Annotated in this window: 21 protein-coding genes and 2 tRNA genes; 17 read left to right on the top strand and 6 right to left on the bottom strand. The window is 64.3% G+C overall.

Annotated elements, in window-relative coordinates; all coding sequences use genetic code 11:
* Window positions 1-3 precede the first annotated feature (3 nt).
* Both BKG76_RS02300 and BKG76_RS02295 read left to right on the top strand, forming a co-directional pair.
* Complete coding sequence (locus BKG76_RS02300; RefSeq protein ID WP_070935618.1) at window positions 4-459, top strand: acyl-CoA thioesterase; 456 nt, start codon at window positions 4-6, stop codon at window positions 457-459.
* Entirely contained in the window at window positions 456-1,103 is a 648-nt protein-coding gene (locus tag BKG76_RS02295; RefSeq protein WP_070936803.1) for a hypothetical protein, read from the top strand. The genes BKG76_RS02300 and BKG76_RS02295 overlap by 4 nt, the downstream gene beginning before the upstream one ends.
* On the opposite strand, the gene BKG76_RS02290 is transcribed toward BKG76_RS02295, so the two are convergent.
* Both BKG76_RS02290 and BKG76_RS02285 read right to left on the bottom strand, forming a co-directional pair.
* Entirely contained in the window at window positions 1,100-2,689 is a 1,590-nt protein-coding gene (locus BKG76_RS02290) for a glycoside hydrolase family 13 protein (RefSeq protein WP_070935616.1), read from the bottom strand. The genes BKG76_RS02295 and BKG76_RS02290 overlap by 4 nt on opposite strands.
* Before the next feature lie 51 nt (window positions 2,690-2,740).
* The gene (locus BKG76_RS02285) at window positions 2,741-3,148 is read right to left on the bottom strand and encodes a globin (protein ID WP_070935614.1); all 408 of its coding nucleotides are present in this window, start codon (window positions 3,146-3,148) and stop codon (window positions 2,741-2,743) included.
* Window positions 3,149-3,406: 258 nt separating this feature from the next.
* Here BKG76_RS02285 and BKG76_RS02280 point away from each other — a divergent pair, with 258 nt between their 5' ends.
* The 4 genes from BKG76_RS02280 to BKG76_RS02265 all read left to right on the top strand — a co-directional run bounded on the left by BKG76_RS02280 (window position 3,407) and on the right by BKG76_RS02265 (window position 5,657).
* Window positions 3,407-3,958 (top strand): HNH endonuclease, encoded by a 552-nt coding sequence (locus BKG76_RS02280; RefSeq protein ID WP_109420529.1) that lies wholly within the window; start codon window positions 3,407-3,409, stop codon window positions 3,956-3,958.
* Between the two features lie 22 nt (window positions 3,959-3,980).
* Window positions 3,981-4,241: an aa3-type cytochrome oxidase subunit CtaJ gene (gene ctaJ / locus BKG76_RS02275; protein ID WP_078278480.1), complete on the top strand. Its 261-nt coding sequence runs from the start codon at window positions 3,981-3,983 to the stop codon at window positions 4,239-4,241.
* The gene (locus BKG76_RS02270) at window positions 4,228-4,695 is read left to right on the top strand and encodes a DUF5130 domain-containing protein (protein WP_070935607.1); all 468 of its coding nucleotides are present in this window, start codon (window positions 4,228-4,230) and stop codon (window positions 4,693-4,695) included. The genes ctaJ and BKG76_RS02270 overlap by 14 nt, the downstream gene beginning before the upstream one ends.
* 137 nt (window positions 4,696-4,832) lie before the next feature.
* On the top strand, window positions 4,833-5,657 hold the full coding sequence (locus tag BKG76_RS02265; RefSeq protein WP_070935605.1) for a hypothetical protein: 825 nt from the start codon (window positions 4,833-4,835) through the stop codon (window positions 5,655-5,657).
* A 55-nt stretch (window positions 5,658-5,712) separates the two neighbouring features.
* On the opposite strand, the gene pepN is transcribed toward BKG76_RS02265, so the two are convergent.
* Window positions 5,713-8,274, bottom strand: a complete 2,562-nt coding sequence (pepN, locus tag BKG76_RS02260) for an aminopeptidase N (protein WP_070935602.1) — start codon at window positions 8,272-8,274, stop codon at window positions 5,713-5,715.
* A gap of 132 nt (window positions 8,275-8,406) precedes the next feature.
* Here pepN and BKG76_RS02255 point away from each other — a divergent pair, with 132 nt between their 5' ends.
* Window positions 8,407-9,024: a mycothiol-dependent nitroreductase Rv2466c family protein gene (locus BKG76_RS02255; protein WP_070935600.1), complete on the top strand. Its 618-nt coding sequence runs from the start codon at window positions 8,407-8,409 to the stop codon at window positions 9,022-9,024.
* On the opposite strand, the gene BKG76_RS02250 is transcribed toward BKG76_RS02255, so the two are convergent.
* Complete coding sequence (locus BKG76_RS02250) at window positions 9,021-9,977, bottom strand: M48 family metallopeptidase (protein WP_070936801.1); 957 nt, start codon at window positions 9,975-9,977, stop codon at window positions 9,021-9,023. The two genes, BKG76_RS02255 and BKG76_RS02250, sit on opposite strands and share 4 nt — an antisense overlap.
* A 60-nt stretch (window positions 9,978-10,037) precedes the next feature.
* On the opposite strand from BKG76_RS02250, the gene BKG76_RS02245 reads away from it, so the two are divergent.
* The 3 genes from BKG76_RS02245 (at window position 10,038) to BKG76_RS02235 (ending at window position 12,062) form a co-directional block, all read left to right on the top strand.
* Window positions 10,038-10,517 (top strand): ribose-5-phosphate isomerase, encoded by a 480-nt coding sequence (locus BKG76_RS02245; RefSeq protein WP_070935597.1) that lies wholly within the window; start codon window positions 10,038-10,040, stop codon window positions 10,515-10,517.
* A gap of 6 nt (window positions 10,518-10,523) precedes the next feature.
* Window positions 10,524-11,321, top strand: coding sequence for an Fpg/Nei family DNA glycosylase (locus tag BKG76_RS02240; protein ID WP_070935592.1), 798 nt, complete (start codon window positions 10,524-10,526; stop codon window positions 11,319-11,321).
* Window positions 11,322-11,399: 78 nt separating this feature from the next.
* Entirely contained in the window at window positions 11,400-12,062 is a 663-nt protein-coding gene (locus BKG76_RS02235; protein WP_070935590.1) for a TetR/AcrR family transcriptional regulator, read from the top strand.
* A gap of 14 nt (window positions 12,063-12,076) precedes the next feature.
* On the opposite strand, the gene BKG76_RS02230 is transcribed toward BKG76_RS02235, so the two are convergent.
* Together BKG76_RS02230 and BKG76_RS02225 are read right to left on the bottom strand one after the other, a co-directional pair.
* The gene (locus BKG76_RS02230; protein ID WP_070935588.1) at window positions 12,077-12,925 is read right to left on the bottom strand and encodes a hypothetical protein; all 849 of its coding nucleotides are present in this window, start codon (window positions 12,923-12,925) and stop codon (window positions 12,077-12,079) included.
* A 21-nt stretch (window positions 12,926-12,946) separates the two neighbouring features.
* Window positions 12,947-13,020: transfer RNA gene (locus BKG76_RS02225), tRNA-Gly, on the bottom strand.
* Between the two features lie 130 nt (window positions 13,021-13,150).
* Here BKG76_RS02225 and BKG76_RS02220 point away from each other — a divergent pair.
* From BKG76_RS02220 to BKG76_RS02190, 7 genes are all read left to right on the top strand, one after another.
* Window positions 13,151-13,224, top strand: a tRNA-Pro gene (locus BKG76_RS02220).
* Window positions 13,225-13,301: 77 nt separating this feature from the next.
* On the top strand, window positions 13,302-14,768 hold the full coding sequence (tig, locus tag BKG76_RS02215; RefSeq protein ID WP_070935586.1) for a trigger factor: 1,467 nt from the start codon (window positions 13,302-13,304) through the stop codon (window positions 14,766-14,768).
* Between the two features lie 150 nt (window positions 14,769-14,918).
* Window positions 14,919-15,512 carry an ATP-dependent Clp protease proteolytic subunit gene (locus tag BKG76_RS02210; RefSeq protein ID WP_109398847.1) on the top strand — a complete coding sequence of 198 codons (594 nt, stop codon included), beginning with the start codon at window positions 14,919-14,921 and terminating at the stop codon, window positions 15,510-15,512.
* Window positions 15,509-16,162 (top strand): ATP-dependent Clp protease proteolytic subunit, encoded by a 654-nt coding sequence (locus BKG76_RS02205; RefSeq protein ID WP_070935584.1) that lies wholly within the window; start codon window positions 15,509-15,511, stop codon window positions 16,160-16,162. The genes BKG76_RS02210 and BKG76_RS02205 overlap by 4 nt, the downstream gene beginning before the upstream one ends.
* Before the next feature lie 242 nt (window positions 16,163-16,404).
* The gene (gene clpX / locus BKG76_RS02200; RefSeq protein WP_070935582.1) at window positions 16,405-17,685 is read left to right on the top strand and encodes an ATP-dependent Clp protease ATP-binding subunit ClpX; all 1,281 of its coding nucleotides are present in this window, start codon (window positions 16,405-16,407) and stop codon (window positions 17,683-17,685) included.
* Window positions 17,686-17,691: 6 nt separating this feature from the next.
* Window positions 17,692-18,315, top strand: coding sequence for a maleylpyruvate isomerase family mycothiol-dependent enzyme (locus BKG76_RS02195; protein WP_109420527.1), 624 nt, complete (start codon window positions 17,692-17,694; stop codon window positions 18,313-18,315).
* A gap of 20 nt (window positions 18,316-18,335) precedes the next feature.
* Window positions 18,336-18,878, top strand: a complete 543-nt coding sequence (locus tag BKG76_RS02190; RefSeq protein WP_070935578.1) for a GNAT family N-acetyltransferase — start codon at window positions 18,336-18,338, stop codon at window positions 18,876-18,878.
* Window positions 18,879-18,915 lie beyond the last annotated feature (37 nt).

Raw genomic sequence — 18,915 nt, 5'->3', positions numbered from 1 at the left:
GGGATGAGCGTTAGCGAAGACCATCAGACGCCGATGAGTTCTGAGAAGCCCGGCTATGTCGCGGCGGTACCGGTCCGCTGGTCCGATATCGACATGTACCAGCATGTGAACCACGCGACGATGGTGACGATCTTGGAAGAGGCGCGAGTGCCCTTCCTGCGTGATGTTTTTGGCGCCGAGATCACCACGACGGGTCTGCTCATCGCAGATGTCCACGTCAAGTACAAGGGGCAGGTACGGCTCGCCGATTCGCCGTTGCAGGTGACCATGTGGGTGTCGAAGATCCGTGCGGTGGACTTCACCATCAACTACGAAGTCCGCTCGGTGAACGCGGCGCCAGACTCCAAACCCGCGGTGATCGCGGACACCCAGTTGGTGACCTTCCACCTCGACAGCCAGACTCTGCTGCGTCTTACCGACACCCATCGCGAATACCTGCAACGGTGGTCGCGGCCGTGAGCGAGGCCGCACTGCGGGTTCCGGACGCCTCCGACCGTAAGGATCTGGCGACCTTCCTGGCCCGTGTCTCGCAACTTGACGAGTCGGCCGTGGTGCGGCTGCGTGCTCGGGGAGATGATCGCGTAGTTGTATGGGCCGCAACACAGTTCGATGTGTTGGTCTGCCGTGCGGTACGCGGCGATCTGAGAACGCCCGACATCAGCGCCGCCGTCGACGAGGTGCTGCGCGGCCTGCAGACCGCGGAGGCGGACGGATCGGTGCACACAGGATTCCCGATGGACTCCGCGTGGCGCGGTGCGCTGCCCGCCGACAACGGATTCGAGTACCTCGACGATATTCCTGCGCGGTCCGTGCTTGAACTGGCGCAGCGCGGGGGAGAGCTGGCTCGTGAACACGGCAGCGCGCACGGGCCGCCCGTATCGCTGCTGGATCAGCCGGTCGTCACGATCGACGGGGTCGACGGCGAGCAGGTCGACGTGCCGATGCGTTGCGTTTTCGCCTTGACCGCAATGGGATTCATCCCGGCGAACCCTGCCGAGGATGAGCCGGTACGCGTGCGCGCCGTGCCGTCGTGGTTGCGGCTGGACGCCCGTTTTGGCTCGGTGTACCGCAGACGGAACGATCTATCGCTGCGGGTTCGTTAGACGATCCAGGCCGCGGTGTTGCGTGGCAGCTTGCCGTTGACAAGCGGGCCGCTGGTCAAGATGACCTCGCCCGCAGGCAGATCCACCAGATCGCTGCTGACGTTCAGGGCACAGGTAAGGCCGCCGCCCTTGACGCGGAACGCCAGCGCTCCCGGTGGGCTGCCGTACCACTCCAGACTGGTGCCGGTGAATTCCGCACGGTTCTTGCGCAATTCGATGGCCCGCCGATACAGCGACAGCATAGAGTCGGTGCGCTCCAGCTGGCGCTCCACCGTGAATTCGGCCCAGCTGTGCGGCATGGGCAACCAGGTCTGGTCGTTACTCGAGAAGCCGTACGGGGGATCGGTGCCCTCCCAGGGGATCGGCACCCGGCAGCCGTCGCGGCCCCGCTCGGTGTGGCCGGAGCGCTCCCACACCGGATCCTGCAACGCCTCGTCCGGCAGTTCGACATTGGGCAGTCCGAGTTCGGAACCGTTGTAGATGAAGACAGTTCCGGGCAGCGCGAGCATCACCAACGCCATGGCCCGAGCGCGCCACTGGCCGATCTGGCCGTCGCCGTAGCGTGTCACCTCGCGTTCCACGTCGTGGTTGGACAGCGTCCAGGTGGGTGTCGCGCCCACTGAATCCACTGCGGCAAGCGAGTTTTCGATGGCGGCACGGATCTGGTCGGCGTCGAAGTCGGCCTCAACCAGTTTGAAGTTGAATCCGAGGTGCAGCTCGTCGGGCCTGACGTACTCGGCGAAGCGGGCGTTGTCGTTGACCCAGATCTCGCCGACGGCGACCACGTCACGGTACTGGTCGAGCACCTTGCGAATCTTGCGGTGGTACTCGTGCACGCCCTCGTTGTTGAAGCGCGGGTCCTCGTCGGTGATATGCAGCATCGAGGTTTCGGTGTCTTCGATGTCGGGAAGGCCCGGCGGCTTGGCCATACCGTGGGCGACGTCGAGTCGGAATCCGTCGATGCCACGGTCGAGCCAGAAACGCAGGGTGTCGGCGAAATCGTCGAACACCTCAGGGTTGTCCCAGTTGACATCGGGCTGTTCGGGTGCGAACAGGTGTAGGTACCACTGGCCGGGAGTGCCGTCCGGCTCAGTCACCCGTGTCCAGGCCGGACCGCCGAACACCGAAGGCCAATTGTTGGGCGGCAGTTCGCCATTGGCGCCCTTGCCGTCCCGGAAGATGTAACGGGCGCGGGCGTCACTACCGGGTTTGGCGGCGAGAGCCTCGATGAACCAGCGGTGCTCGGAACTGGTGTGGTTGGGAACCAGGTCCATGATCACTTTGATGTCATGTCGGTGGGCGGAGGCAATGAGCCGGTGCATCGCGGTCAGCCCGCCGAACAGCGGATCGATCTCGCGCGGGTTCGACACGTCGTAACCGTGGTCGGCCATCGGCGATCTGGTAACAGGATTTAGCCAGATCCCCTGGATGCCGAGCAGATCAAGGTAGCCAAGTTTTGCTGAGATGCCGTCGAGGTCGCCGACGCCATCGCCATCGCTGTCGCCGAACGACCGCGGGTAGATCTGATAGAAAACGGCCCGCGACCACCAGGGGTCGTCATGTTGGCCCAAGTAGGCGGCGGTCACGGTTGATCATTCTGCACCACGGCGGCTCAGGCCTCGAATCGCGATCGACTGTCAGAACGGTGAATTGACCATTGACTGCGCCGCCATTTCCAGGTAGCTCCACAGCTGGGCACGATGGTCGTCGTCGAGGGTATTTCGGTCGACGGAGTCGACGGCGGTGCGCATGCAGCGCAACCACGCGTCGCGTTCGATGGGGCCGATCCGAAACGGCGCGTGACGCATCCGCAGCCGGGGATGTCCCCGCTGGTCTGAGTAGGTGCGGGGGCCGCCCCAATACTGCTCGAGGAACATTCGCAGGCGATCCTCGGCACCGGTGAGGTCTTCCTCCGGGTACAGCGGACGCAGCACCTCGTCGTCGGCAACGAGCTCGTAGAAGCGGGCCACAATCGCGTGGAAAGTGGTGGCGCCACCGACGGCGTCGTAGAAGTTTTCAGGGGTTGGGGCTGCCACATTGTCCATTGTGCTGGTCATTGTGCCGGTACGTCCTTTGGCCGGTCAGCGGGGTTGGTCACGTGATGTTCATTGGATTGACCTGGGAACACAGTGCAAATTGTCGTGCGAAGACCGCCGAATCGTGGTGCACTGGTGGTAATGGCGCACCAGAAGAAGAGCCGTGGGCACCGGCACAACAGTGCCAGCGCTGGGCCGACCCAAAACGGGACGGCCCGAATACTGCACAGCGTCCCAGGAGTCCTTGAAAGCAGGATGCCTGGGGCGATGCCCCCGCAGCAGTCCAACGACGCCGGTTCCCTATGGGGCCGGCGTCGCGTGTTATTGCTGAACTCCACGTATGAGCCACTCACCGCGCTGCCGATGCGTCGCGCCGTGATCATGCTGCTGTGCGGTAAGGCCGATGTGGTGCACGACGATCCCGCTGCCCCCATCATTCATTCCGCTACCACGTCGGTGGCGGTCCCGTCGGTGATCAGACTGCGCACCTTTGTGCGGGTGCCCTACCGGGCGCGGGTTCCGATGACGCGGGCCGCGTTGATGCATCGCGACCGGTTCCGTTGCGCCTACTGCGGTGGACGGGCCGACACGATCGACCATGTGATTCCGCGCAGCAAGGGCGGCACGCACTCCTGGGAGAACTGTGTGGCCTGCTGTTCGTCCTGTAATCACCGCAAGGCCGACCGGTTGTTGGCGGAGTTGGGCTGGTCGCTACACACCACGCCGATGCCGCCCAAGGGCCAACATTGGCGGCTGCTGTCGTCGGTCAAGGAACTGGACCCGGCGTGGGTGCGATACCTAGGCGAGGGTGCGGCATGACGCATCGGCTACGGTTTGCATTGTGAGCTTCCTCAACAGCCCCACATACATCGGGATGCCGGTCTGGGTAGCCCTGATCGCACCGGTCTTCCTCGTGCTCGTCGGCCTGTGGACGATGCGCAAGAAGGGGCCGCACCCCGCGACTTACAACATGAACGACGGCTGGACGCATGCCCCGATCCTGTGGGCTGCCGTCGACGAGAACATCGGTGATAGTCACGGGCACGGCCATGGCCATGCCGGCGTCGAGGCGATTGGAGGGTCCGCAAGTGGCAAGTGGTGAGGTCACCAAGACTGCTCCCGCCCAGTTGCCCCGCGGCTGGGCCGAGACCGTAAGTGGACGCCTCTCGGGTGTTACCGAGCCTGGCGAACTGTCGGTTAAGTACCCGTTCCCCAACTACGAGCTGGCGACGTTGGACGACGCTCTGACGTACGGCAGTCGCTCGTCGAAGGCCCGCTTCTCCGTGTACATCGGTGACCTGGGCAACGACACCAACAAGGGCGCCCGTGAGGTGTTCCTCGAGGTGCCGACGCCTGACGAAGCCGTGCTGATCGCCGTTTCTCCGGACCAGCACGTCGTGGAGGTCGTCTACGGCGAGGGACTCAAGGGACGCGGGGCCGAATCGGCCGCCGATCTTGGTGTTGCCGCAGCGTTGGCGTCCTTCAAAGAGGGCAACCTGCTCGACGGGATCATCAGCGCGGTGCGTGTCATGAGCGCCGCCATCGCCCGTCCCTAGTTCTTCGCGCGGGTCCCCGCGCACCGCTTTGTGTCGAGCGTGAAGCTGTTGCGAGATTTGAGTCCATTTCCCGCAGTGGCTTCACGCTCGTTGCATGTCAGCGGGTAAGCGCACACTGCCCGCATGGGGAACCATTTCTGGGCAGTGAGGCGATCAGATCCGGCCGGCTGACGCCGCATGCCCTACGCACCCGCTTTGTGGCCCTACATCGTGACGTCTATCTGCCACCCGGTACGGAGCTCACACCGCGCGTGCGCGCGCGTGCCTGCTGGTTGTGGACGGGGCGAAGCGGAATTCTTGCCGGCCACTCGGCATCCGCGTTACATGGCGCACGGTGGGTGGATTCGGCGCGCAACGCCGAGGTGATCCACGGCAATCGGCATCGGCAGCCGGGAATCATCGTCTGGTCGGGGGATATCTCACCCGACGAGATCTGCGTGGTCGATGGCATGCGGGTCACCACTGTCGCGCGCACCGCCCTCGACCTTGCTTGTCGCTATCGCCGGGGGCCGGCGGTGGCCGCGATCGACGCGCTGTGCCGCGCGACCGAGCTCAAGATCTCCGAGATGTTCGAGCTCGCGTCCAGGCATGGCGGGATGCGTGGAATCCGCCGGGCGCGTGCTGCCTTCGATCTGGTGGACGCCGGTGCGCAGTCGCCCAAGGAGACCTGGCTGCGGCTATTGCTTCGCGATGCCGGGCTTGCACCCGTGACCACCCAGATCTTGGTGCACAACGGCGATTTCGTGGCGCTGGCGTACATCGATATGGGCTGGGAAGACGTCATGGTTGGCGTCGAGTACGACGGGGATCAGCACCGCAGCGACCGTCGGCAATACCGCAAGGACATCACGCGGCTGGAAATGCTCGACGGCCTGGGCTGGCTGATCGTCAGAGTGGTCGCCGAGGACCACCCCGACGACATCATTCGCCGGGTATGTGAAGCCCTGGCCAGCCGACAGTGAAGCTATTGCGGGAAACCAGCCGGAATCCCGCAATAGCTTCACGCTCGGTGCGAAGTTACTGAGCGTCGAACTCGCGGGCCCGCAGTGACCTGACGATCCCCGCGCGGCCCTCGGAAACCAGACGGCGCAGCGCCGACGGAATCTCCTTGGCCAAGAAGCCGTCCGACTGCTGAACGGCTTCCGATGAAATGTCCCAGGACGGGTACAGGCCGATCACCACGGTCTGGGCCACTTCGCTGGAACGGCGCGCCCACACCTTCTCGATGGCATCGAAGTAGCGGCTGGCGAACGGCGCCAACAGCTCGGCCTGTCCGGGCTGCACGATTCCCGCGATCACCGAGCGTGCGGTGATGTTCGGCAGGGAGTCATCCTCGATGACCTGCTTCCACGCGGCCTCCTTCACCTCGGCCACGGGCCGGGCCGCACGGGCCTGCGCCGCCTGGCGCTTACCCGCGGCGGTCTGGTCGCGCTCCAGCTCCGCGTCGATGAACACCGATGCGTCCGGCTCCAACGCGCCGGATGCGGCCAGCGCGTTGACGATCCGCCAACGCAGGTCGGTGTCCACTGTCAGGCCGGGCAGATCCAGCGTCGCCGGATCGGAGTCCAGCAGCGCCTGCAGCACCACGGTGTGTCCGGCCGACAACACCGAGTTGGTGAAGGCGTTCACGAAGGCCAGCTGATGATCCGAGCCCGGCTCGGCGGCGCGGGCCAGCTCCAGCAGCCGGTCGGCGAAGGCAGGCCAGCCGTGCTCGCGTGCCCACTGCGGTTCCACATACGAGCTCAGCGCCGTCTGGGCCTGCAGGAGCAGACGCTGTGCCACACCGACTTCGGACTCCGCGTGCACACCGGAGGACACCAGTGCCACGAAGTCACGAGCTCGTAGCTCGGCCTCGCGGGTCATCTCCCAGGCGGCCGACCATGCCAACGTGCGCGGCAGCGGCTCGGCGATATCGGCGATCCGTGACAGCACCGTCTCCAGGGACTCGTCATCGAGCCGCAGCGAGCAGTAGGTCAGGTCGTCGTCGTTGACGAGGATCAACTTGCCGCGGGAAACACCAACCAGCGCAGGAACATCCGTCGTGGGACCCTCGACGTCAAGTTCCTCGCGATGGGTCCGCACCAGCTTACCGTCGACGTCGTCGTAGACCCCGACCGCCAGGCGGTGCACGCGGGTCTCGCCGGCACCCGGCGCGGCGCCGGACTGTTTGACGGCAAAGCGCGTGAACTTCCCGTCGGCATCGACCTCGAAGTCAGGCGACAGCGTGTTCAGTCCGGTGGTCTTGAGCCACTGGGTGCCCCAGTCTGAGAGGTCGCGTCCCGACGCCTCTTCCAGTGCGCCCAGCAGGTCGTCGAAGGTCGCGTTGCCGAAAGCGTGTGCCGTGAAGTACGCGCGCAGACCCGACAGGAAGTTCTCCAAACCGACATACGCCACAAGTTGTTTGAGCACGCTGGCGCCCTTGGCGTAGGTGATGCCGTCGAAGTTCACCTCGACGGCGGCCAGGTCCGGGATATCGGCGGCCACCGGGTGAGTGGAGGGCAGCTGGTCTTGGCGATACGCCCACGACTTCTCGACGTTGGCGAAGGTGGTCCACGCCTCGGTGTACTCGGTGGCCTCGGCCTGGCACAGCACCGACGCGAACGTCGCGAAAGATTCGTTGAGCCACAGGTCATCCCACCAGCGCATGGTGACCAGGTCGCCGAACCACATGTGCGCCATCTCGTGCAGCACGGTCTCGGCGCGGCGCTCGTAGGAGTACTTGGTGACCTTGGAACGGAAGACGTAGTCCTCCAGGAATGTCACCGCGCCGGCGTTCTCCATCGCGCCCGCGTTGAACTCCGGTACGAACAGCTGGTCGTACTTGCCGAAGGCATACGGAACTCCAAAATTCTTGTGGTAGAAGCCAAATCCCTGCTTGGTTTCGGTGAACAGGCGATCGGCGTCCATGAATTCCGACAGCGAGGCGCGGCAGTAGATGCCGAGATCGATGGTGCCGTGGTCATCGGAGTACGCATCGTTCCAGCGTGCGTATGGCCCGGCGATCAAGGCCACCAGGTAGGTGCTCATCTTCGGGGTGGTCGCGAAGGTGTGCACGCCGTCGGCGACCGACAGGGGCCCACCGTTGGAGATCACCTGCCAGTGGGCCGGGGCGGTCACCGTGACATCGAAGGTGGCCTTGAGGTCGGGCTGGTCGAAGCAGGCGAACATCCGCTTGGCGTCGGCGGTTTCGAACTGCGAATAGAGATACACCTCATCATCGACCGGGTCCACGAAGCGGTGCAAGCCCTCACCGGTGTGCGAGTATTCGCAGTCGGCCTCGACCACCACGGTGTTGGTGGCGGAGAGCTCGGGCAGCGTGATGCCCTGCTCCTCGTCGTAGCTGCTGACGTCCAGCTCGCTGCCGTTGAGTTCGACACGGCGCACCGTGCGGGCGGCGATATCAATGACCGTCGATGTCCCCGGTTGCGCGGTAAAGGTGACGGTGGTCGACGAGTGGAAGGTCTCTTCGCTCGGACCACCTTCGCCATTGGTGAGGTCGAGGGTGATTGCGTAATGCTCGACGTCGATCGCAGCGGCGCGGGCCGCGGCCTGGTCACGGGTGAGGTTAGGGAGTGCCACGTACCCAACGTAGCGGGTGCAGCGCGGAAGGGGTGGGGGTAGCCACTGGTGGCGGCGGGAACACGACGGCAGGATGGTGAGTTGGGATGGACGGAGACCCGTCCCACCCAACTCATATGCGAAAGGCGCGTTATGTCTGCAGGCAAGAAGGACCTCGCCGAGTTCTGGTTTGACCCGCTATGTCCGTGGTGCTGGATCACTTCGCGGTGGATTCTGGAGGTCCAGAAGGTTCGCGATATCGAGGTCAAGTTCCGGGTGATGAGCCTTGCGGTTCTCAACGAGGGGCGCGACGATCTGCCGGAGCGCTATCAGGAACTGATGAAGACGGCCTGGGGGCCGGTACGGGTTGCGATTGCCGCCGAGCAGGCCAAGGGTCAGGAAATCCTGGAGCCGCTGTACACCGCCATGGGTACCCGGATCCACAACCAGGACAACAAGGATCTGCCTGCCGTCATCGCCGAATCCCTCGCCGAGGTGGGTCTGCCGGCGGAGCTTGCCGACGCCGCCGAGTCGACCGACTACGACGAGGCCCTGCGCGTCAGCCACCACGCAGGCATGGACAAGGTGGGCCCGGACGTCGGTACCCCGACCATCCACGTCAACGGCGTGGCTTTCTTCGGCCCGGTGATCTCCAAGATCCCGCGCGGCGAAGAGGCCGGAAAGCTGTGGGACGCGTCGGTGATCTTCGCCTCGTACCCGCACTTCTTCGAGCTCAAGCGCACGCGCACCGAGCCGCCGACGTTCGACTAGTAGCGCGGCGGGGGATTGTCGTACGTGTACCCCTGCTGAAGCGGCATGTAGCCGTGCGGGATCGGCGGCGGTGCGGGCGGTAGTACCGGCGGCACCGGAGGAATGGGAGTCGGCGGCAGCAGCTTGGGTCGGAAGAACAACGATCCGGCCTGCTGCCGGTTCCGCAGCGCCGCCGCCCGCCAGGTGTGCACGGGGTGGCTGGAGAGCATGTTGACCAGCCAGACGAAGAATCCCGTTTCCAGGGTTGCGCGGTTGGCCAGGGTGTCGAATTCGACCCGCTTGAGCAGGTACTTGCCGGCCGCCATGACCCCAATGGCACCCTGAATTCCGGTAGGGCGCATGGAGTATCCGTGGTTGTCGGCGGTGTACTCCATGGACCGCGACAGCGATGTACCCAAGAACGGGACGAAGTTCATCGCCGTCTGAGCGAACTGGCGCCAGTACGACGCGTGCCCGGCAGCGATATGCCCGACCTCGTGGCCGATGATGAAGGCCAGGGCTTCCGGGTCCCGGGCGTCACCCCCGATCTCGAACAGGTCGCTGTAGACGACGACGAATCGACGGAAGCCGTGCCCGCTGGCGAACGCGTTGATCTGACCGTTGCCCAGCACCACGTAGGCGTCGGGTATCTCGTGTAGGCCGAACCGCTGCGCGGCCTCGACCACCATCGCGTATCCCTCAGGGAACTGGGTGGGCGACATTTTCACGCCATTGACCCGCTGCTGCCCGTAGAGAATGCCTCGACCGATGAACAGGGTCAGGGGGGTGGCGGCCAGCGCCAGGATGATGATGTTCAGCTGGACGTGCTCGGGATCTGCGAGAAAGCTGATGATGCCGAAAATCGCGCCGACGTACAGCAGCACCGTGAACAGGATCACGACGACGAGCAACCCGATCTCCCACGGATGGCGGCGCGGGGGATAGGTGTACTGGGGCAGTCCGACCGGGTACATGCGCGCCACGGTAACCGACCGCAGGGCAACCTGGCACAACGCGGCTGTCACAATTGGGGCATGCGCGTCTATGTGGGAGCCGATCACGCCGGATACGAGTTGAAGCAGAAGATCATCGAGCATCTTCGTGGCCGCGGTCACGAGCCGGTGGACTGTGGTGCCTTTGAGCTGGATCCGCAGGACGATTACCCGGCGTTCTGTATCGATGCGGCCCGGCGCACCGTCGCCGATCCGGGCAGCCTCGGCATTGTGCTGGGCGGTTCGGGTAACGGTGAGCAGATTGCCGCCAACAAGGTTCCGGGTGCCCGCTGTGCGCTGGCGTGGAGCCTGGAGACCGCGGTGTTGGCGCGCGAGCACAACAACGCGCAGCTGATCGGGATTGGCGGCCGGATGCACACCGAGCCGGAAGCCCTCGCCATTGTCGACGCGTTCCTGACGGCCACGTGGTCGGAGGAGCCGCGCCATCAGCGCCGCATCGACATTCTGGCCGCGTATGAGGCTACCCACGAAGCGCCGCCGGTACCGGGCGCTAGCGCGTAAACGCTTGTGCCGGAGGGGCATACCCTGCACCGGCTGGCCCGGTTGCATCAGCGCCGGTTCGCCGGTTCGCCGGTATCGGTGAGCAGCCCGCAGGGGCGGTTCACCGAGGGCGCGGCGGCGGTCAACGGGCGCACCTTCGTCAAGGCGCATGCCTGGGGCAAGCACCTGTTCCACGACTACGGTCCGGCAGGCGTTGTGCACGTCCACTTGGGGCTGTACGGCACCTTCACCGAACTGCCGGTGCCGATGGGTCTGCCCATCGGTCAGGTGCGGATGCGTATCGAGGGGTCCGAGTTCGGTACCGACCTGCGTGGTGCGACGGCGTGTGAGCTGATCGACGCTCCACAGGTCGACGCGATTCTGGCCCGTCTCGGCCCAGACCCGCTGCGTCCCCGGTCCGATCCGTCGCCCGCATTTGAGCGGATTGCTAAGTCACACAGGCCAATCGGCGCACTGCTGATGGATCAAAAGGTGATGGCCGGCGTGGGCAACGTGTATCGCAGCGAGGTGCTGTTCCGTCAGCGAATCGACCCGTACCGGGAAGGCAGCCGGCTGGATCCAGAACAACTCGTGGCGCTCTGGGGTGAGCTGGTGGACCGGATGCGGGTGGGGCTGCGGGTCGGCAAGATCGTCATCGTGGATCCCGAACACGATCGTGGCGATCCGTCATACGCCCCGGATCGCCCCCGGACCTATGTGTACCGGCGTGCGGGCGCACCGTGCCGCGTCTGTGGAACACCCATCCTCACCGCGGAGATGGACGCGCGAAATCTGTTCTGGTGCCCGTCATGTCAAATTCGCTGATGACCGCCGCGATGACGCAACCGGCTGTAAACTGCACTGAATGGGACGGCGAGTACCAATAACCCGAAAGGGGAGGTTATGACGCGACCGGGTGCGCCACTGGGAAAGCTCATGGCGCGCGCGGTCCGCGGACTTGGCTCGCACCCCGAACCTGACGATATCGAGACCCGGTTGCTGGACGCTGCCATTGAGGTGCTCGCCGAGCGGGGCACCCAGACGGCCACTATCGACGAGGTGGCGCGGCGCGCGAAAGTGGGCCGCGCCACGGTATTTCGGCGTTTTTCCAGTAAGGACCAGTTATTCGAGCGGGCGCTCACTCAAGAAATGCAAAAGTTCCTGGACGAGCTGCAGGAGCGTGCGGGTGGTTTCGACGATATTGGCGAGCGGGTTGCCGAGGGGTTCGCGGTCTGTATCGAGGTTGTGAATCATCCTCTGCTGCGCGGTGATTCGCTCGTGGCCCGGATGACTGCGATAGAAGCGATCACTCAGGGCGATCCAGCTCCGATAGAGCTGGCGCGGATCTATCTCGTGGCTCAGATCGACCAGATGCGCGAGGAAGGGCGCATTCCGCCGGGAGATTCCGGGCGACAGGTCGATGTCCTCATTCACCTGGTGTTGGGATACCTGGCCGCGCCCGCGACCACCATCGACCTCAGCAACACCGAAGAGGTGCGGGCCTTGGCGCGTGAGACCTTCGCGCCCATTCTGCTCACGCCCAATGTGCCCATCCAGGCGCGGTAGCTATCCCTGGAGTCCTAGAAGTCTCCGAAATCGCCACCGAAGTCGCCGCCGCCGCTATCCCAGCCGCCGCCGTCCCAACCGCCCCCACTTTGGTCCCAACCGCCACCGCTCTGATCCCAGCCGCCTTGATCGGCGCCTGACCCCTGATCCCAGCCTGTTTGGTCCACTCCGCTCTCGTTTCCGGCATTGCGCCCGGCGTCATAGCCGTCCGAATACCCTTGGCCGAAGCCGCTTTCGAAGCCTTGTGCGCCGTATCCCACGCCGTGCATACCGGAGAAGAGCGAGTTGAACAGCAGTGCGGAACCCACGCCCCAGGCACCGGCGACGAGGGCGGGTTTCCACCATGGCTCGGAGTACCAGCCGGCAGGAACCGGACGCCCCGCGACCGTGCCGCCGGGGTAGTAGTTGGGGGTGCGGCCCGATGGCTCCGGGGAGGCCTCGATGTCACGACCCTCGAAGTTGATGCGCCGCTCTTCAGTGACCGAGCCGGCCCGGCTCTGCCCGGCGGTCGAGGGGAGTTCTGGACCCGGGTCCATGCCCATGGCAAGTCGAGCCGCCCGCACGTAGTAGAGGCCCTCGATGGCGCTCTCTTTGGCAAGTGCCGCCTGCGAGGGGGTGCGAGCCTGCTCGATGGCCGAGGATGCGGCGGTGTAGCGCTCAGAGGCGTCGGCGAGTGCCTGACGGGAAGCGTCGTCGGTTCCGCCCAGACCCAGAACCTGTCCACCCAGACGCTCGGTGACGCGGCGAGCGTCGGCCTTGGCGTCTTCGAGCTGCTCGCCACGCCTGCGGTTCGACCCCTGTGTGTAGATGATCGCGCCGCCGACGATCACGCCGACAAGAAGCAGGCCCAGGATGATTTCCATGGCACCCACCGTACTGATGTGTGGAGCGGGTGACGGGAATCGAACCCGCGTAGCTAGTTTGGAAGACTAGGGCTCTACCATTGAGCTACACCCGCATGCGTGCGAGGTTGTCCCGCACGCGTTGACGAATGTACAGCGCCGGGGCGGATCAAATCCAATTCATACCGTTGCATGTTGAGGCCGTAAGATCGCCTCGTCTTGCCGGAAGTATGGACGCAGGTCCGACGGGGTGTAGCGCAGCTTGGTAGCGCATCCGCTTTGGGAGCGGAGGGTCGCAGGTTCAAATCCTGTCACCCCGACAGCACGACAGCACGAAGAACCGCAGGTCAGGACGATCTGCTGTGCCTATTAGGAACGACTGAAGGAGTCACCGCACGTGAAGAGCACCGTCGAAAAGCTGAGCCCGACCCGGGTTCGCATCAACGTCGAGGTTCCCTTCGCAGAGCTCGAACCGGATTTCTCCAAGGCGTACAAAGAACTGGCTCAGCAGGTTCGTCTGCCCGGATTCCGGCCCGGCAAGGCTCCCGCGAAGCTGCTCGAGGCCCGCGTCGGCCGTGCCGCCGTGTTGGAGCAGGTCGTCAACTCGGCTCTGCCCGCCCGCTACAGCGAGGCCGTCACCGCCTCCGACGTCAAGCCGCTCGGCCAGCCCGAGATCGAGGTCACCAAGATCGAGGACGGCCAGGAGCTGACCTTCACCGCAGAGGTGGATGTGCGCCCGGAGATCGAGCTGCCCGACCTGAGCACCGTGGCCGTCACCGTCGAGCCCGTCACCGTCGAGGATTCCGAGGTCGAGGGCGAGCTGGACGCGTTGCGTGCGCGGTTCGGAACCCTCAAGGGCGTGGAGCGTGCCGCCGAGAACGGCGACTTCGTCTCGATCGACCTGTCGGCCACCGTTGACGGCAAGGAGGTCGAGGAAGCCGCGACCACCGGTCTGTCGCACGAGATCGGCTCCGGACAGCTGATCGACGGCCTGGACGAGGCCATCATCGGCCTGAAGGCCGGCGAGGAGAAGGTGTTCACCACCAAGCTGGCGGCCGGCGAATTCGCCGGGCAAGAGGCTGAGGTCACCGTCAAGGTCGGTTCCATCAAGGAGCGCGAGCTGCCCGCGGCCGACGACGATTTCGCCCAGCTGGCAAGTGAATTCGACACCATCGGCGAGCTCAAGGACAGCCTCGTCGAGCAGGTGAAGGGCCGCAAGCGCATCGCCCAGGCCGACGAGATCCGCGACGAGACCATCACCGCGCTGCTCGACAAGATCGAGATTCCGGTGCCGGAGAAGATCCTCGAGGAGCAGATCGGCAACAGCCTGCACGAGGCCGTTCACGGTCTGGATCACGACGAGGAGCGCCTCAACGAGCTGCTGGCTGAGCAGGGTACCTCGCGTGAAGAGTTCGACAAGGACATGCGCGAGTCCGCGACCAAGTCCATCAAGACCGAACTGCTGCTCGACGTGATCGCCGACAAGTTCGACATCAACGTCGACCAGCAGGACCTCACCGAGCGTCTGGTGCTCATGTCGCGCCAGTACGGCATCGAGCCGCAGCAGCTGGTGCAGTACCTCACCCAGCAGCAGCAGCTGCCCGGGTTGTACGTCGACGTGCGACGCGGCAAGGCCATCGCCGAGGTGATCCGCCAGGCAAAGGTGACCGACTCCACCGGTGCCGATGTCGATGTTGACGCCGTGCTGGGACCGCGTCGCGGTGGAGCCGACGAGGCCGGTGCCGAGACCGAGGACAAGGCGGAGAAGGCCAAGAAGAAGGCCAAGGACACCAAGGACGAGGACAAGTCCGATAAGGCCGAGAAGAAGGCCAAGAAGAAGAGCAAGGACGAGGACGGCGAATAGTCCGCGTCACGCTCTGAGCGAACTCGCCCGTGGCGGGGAGTGCGCAGCGGCCGATGTTGGTTAATGTCGGCAGTACGCAAAGTGGTTCTCAAGATTGGTTTCATACGAACCCCGAAGAGCTAGACGAAGGCAGGTTGCATAGTGACTGAAATGCGTTCGGCGACAGCCGGGCTCAACCTGATCGACTCGGTGTATGAGCGTCTGCTCTCCGAGCGCATCATTTTCCTGGGCCAGCAGGTGGACGACGACATCGCCAACAAGCTGTGCGCGCAGATCCTGCTGCTGACGGCCGAGGACCCCACCAAGGACATCCACCTGTACATCAACTCGCCCGGTGGGTCGATCAGCGCTGGCATGGCGATCTTCGACACCATGGAGCTGTCGGAGTGCGATATCGCCACCTACGCGATGGGCATGGCGGCCTCGATGGGTGAGTTCCTGTTGGCGGCCGGTACCAAGGGCAAGCGCCACGCGCTGCCGCACGCCCGCATCCTCATGCACCAGCCGCTCGGTGGTGTCACCGGTAGCGCCTCCGATATCGCCATTCAGGCCGAGCAGTTCACGGTCATCAAGAAGGAAATGTTCCGCCTCAACGCCGAATTCACCGGCAAGAGTGTCGAACAGATCGAGGCCGATTCGGACCGCGACCGCTGGTTCACCGCGCCGGAGGCATTGGAGTACGGGTTCGTCGACAAGATCATCACCCGCGGCGATCTCAACGGCAGCAAGGGAGCATCCAAGTGATCTCGAAGCACCTCAACCCCGAGTTGGCGCCCCAAGCGCGCTACATCCTGCCCTCGTTCATCGAGCACTCGAGCTTCGGTGTCAAAGAGTCGAACCCGTACAACAAGCTGTTCGAGGAGCGCATCATCTTCCTCGGCGTGCAGGTGGACGACGCCTCGGCCAACGACATCATGGCCCAGCTGCTGGTGCTCGAGTCGCTGGATCCCGACCGTGAGATCACCATGTACATCAACTCCCCGGGTGGTTCGTTCACCTCGTTGATGGCGATCTACGACACCATGCAGTACGTACGCTCCGATATCCGCACGGTGGTGCTGGGCCAGGCCGCGTCGGCCGCGGCCGTGCTGCTCGCCGCCGGTACTCCCGGTAAGCGGATGGCGTTGCCCAACGCTCGTGTACTCATCCATCAGCCCTCCCTGTCCGGCGTGATCCAGGGACAGTTCACTGACCTGGAGATCCAGGCCAAGGAGATCGAGCGAATGCGCGTGTTGCAGGAGACGACACTGTCGCGGCACACCGGCAAGGACACCGAGGTCATCCGCAAGGACACCGACCGCGACAAGATCTTCACGGCCGAGGAGGCCAAGGAGTACGGGATCATCGACGTCGTTCTGGAATACCGCAAGCTCTCCGCTCAGGCAGCTTCGTAGCTGCCGGGCGGCGGCCCCGGATAACAGTTGCAACACACCGGTCTCCGGTGCGCGTCATCCGGGGTTCCAGTCGGTGCGAGGCGATATGTTCTCCAGCACGGCAGCGCGTAAATGCCGTCGGTGCGATTCGCTTTATCGGTCGCGGTGCGGCCGAGATAGCGGGTAGCGTCGGGACCAACAGGTCAGAGGACGTGTTGACACCACGATCCACCACCGTGTGACAGGAAGTAGGACTGGCCACCATGGCACGTATCGGAGACGGCGGCGACCTGCTGAAATGCTCGTTCTGCGGAAAGAGCCAGAAGCAGGTCAAGAAGCTCATCGCCGGCCCCGGCGTGTACATCTGCGATGAATGCATCGACCTCTGCAACGAGATCATCGAAGAGGAGCTGGCCGACGCCGACGACGTCAAGCTCGATGAGCTGCCCAAGCCGGTGGAGATCCGGGAGTTCCTGGAGAACTACGTCATCGGCCAGGACAACGCCAAGAAGACGCTTGCCGTCGCCGTGTACAACCACTACAAGCGCATCCAGGCCGGCGATAAGGCCCGTGACGCCCGCGGTGAGACCGTTGAATTGGCCAAGTCCAATATCTTGATGCTGGGCCCCACCGGCTGCGGCAAGACCTACCTGGCGCAGACACTGGCCAAGATGCTCAATGTCCCGTTCGCCATCGCCGACGCCACCGCGCTGACCGAGGCCGGGTACGTGGGCGAGGATGTGGAGAACATTCTCCTCAAGCTGATTCAGGCGGCCGACTACGACGTGAAGCGCGCCGAGACCGGCATCATCTACATCGACGAGGTCGACAAGATCGCCCGCAAGAGCGAGAATCCGTCGATCACCCGGGATGTCTCCGGCGAGGGTGTGCAGCAGGCACTGCTGAAAATCCTGGAGGGCACGCAGGCGTCGGTGCCCCCGCAGGGTGGCCGCAAGCACCCGCATCAGGAATTCATCCAGATCGACACCACCAACGTGCTGTTCATCGTGGCCGGTGCGTTCGCGGGCCTGGAGAAGATCGTGTCGGACCGCGTCGGCAAGCGCGGCCTGGGCTTTGGTGCCGAGGTCAAGTCGAAGGCCGATATCGACACCACGGACCACTTCGCCGAGGTCATGCCCGAGGACTTGATCAAGTTCGGGCTCATCCCCGAGTTCATCGGTCGTCTGCCGATCGTGGCCTCGGTGACAAACCTGGACCGCGAATCGCTCATCACGATCCTGTCCGAGCCGAAGAACGCGTTGGTGAAGCAGTACACCCGCCTCTTCGACATGGACGGTGTCGAGCTGGAATTCAGCCAGGATGCGCTGGAGGCCATCGCCGATCAGGCCATCCACCGTGGCACCGGTGCCCGCGGTCTGCGCGCCATCATGGAGGAAGTGCTGCAGCCGGTGATGTACGACATCCCGAGCCGCGACGATGTCGCCAAGGTCGTCGTGACGGGCGAGACCGTCATCGACAACGTGCTGCCGACCATCGTGCCGCGCAAGCCCTCGCGTACCGAGCGGCGCGATAAGTCCGCTTAGGTCGCTGTGCAGAGCGCCATGGGACTGGCGCGGGCCGAGCGTATCGACCTCGCAAATTTTCTGGCGGGGTTGACTACCGAACAGTGGGACGCGCCATCGCTGTGTAGCAAGTGGCGGGTGCGTGATGTTGTCACGCACATGATCGGGTATGAAGACCTCAGCGGTACGGAGTTCTACTCCCGGTTGGCCAAGGCAGGTTTCAACCCGAATAAGGCCAACGCCAATCGCGTCGCCGAATTGGCCGATCGCACCCCGCAGCAGCTGTTGGAGATGGTTCGGGCTGCGCAAACGCCGGGTGTATTGACATCAGGTTTCGGTGGCCGGATTGCCTTGCTGGACGGGATCATCCATCAACAAGACATTCGGCGCCCGTTGGGCATCGCACGCGAGATTCCCGGCGACCGGCTGATGGTCGCCATGGATTTCGCACGCTGGGCACCGCCGGTACGCGGAGCGATACGGGCCCGTGGGGTGCGGTTGGTGGCCACCGATCTGGACTGGTCGCGGGGGAGTGGGCCCGAGGTGAGCGGGCCGGCGGAGGCGCTGCTGATGGCGATGGCGGCCCGCCCATGTGCGCTGGCGGACTTGGATGGGCCCGGTAAATCAACCCTGGCGCAACATATTTCGTAACTGCTCGTAAGCTGATAGTGATGTCCACCGAGTTCATGAGCCAACCGACGCTAGAGGGGCCGACGCTCACCCTGCGTCCGTTGGAAGAAGACGACCTTGAGCCGCTGTATCGTGCCGCCAGCGATCCGCTCGTCTGGGCGCAACACCCCAGCCCGGACCGTTACCAGCGGCCGGTCTTCGAGAAGTGGTTCACCGAAGCGCTGGCCGCGAAATCGCTTGTCATCATCGATCACTCAACGGGGGAGATGATCGGGTCGTCGCGATTCTATGAGTGGGATCCGAACAAGCGTGAAGTCGCGATCGGGTACACCTTCATCGCGCGCGAATACTGGGGCGGCACCGTCAACGCCGAGCTCAAGACGCTCATGTTGGACTACGCGTTCATCAACGCCGACCTGGTGTGGTTCCACGTGGGGGCAACTAATCTCAGGTCACAAAAAGCGCTCGCCAAGATCGGTGCTCACGAGCATCACCGCCAGAAGCGGGTAGGCAGCAATGGCGCGCTCGAGGACTACGTGTACTTCACCATCACAGCCGCCGACTGGCGGGATGCCTCCGACTGAGCGCGACGCTCGCTGTCGAGCAGAACGTCGCGCCCGT

It is taken from the genome of Mycobacteroides franklinii, from assembly GCF_001853795.1.
Classification (GTDB): domain Bacteria; phylum Actinomycetota; class Actinomycetes; order Mycobacteriales; family Mycobacteriaceae; genus Mycobacterium; species Mycobacterium franklinii.
The sequence above is the reverse complement of the archived record's forward strand: the minus strand, read 5'-3'. Positions and strand labels throughout refer to the sequence as shown.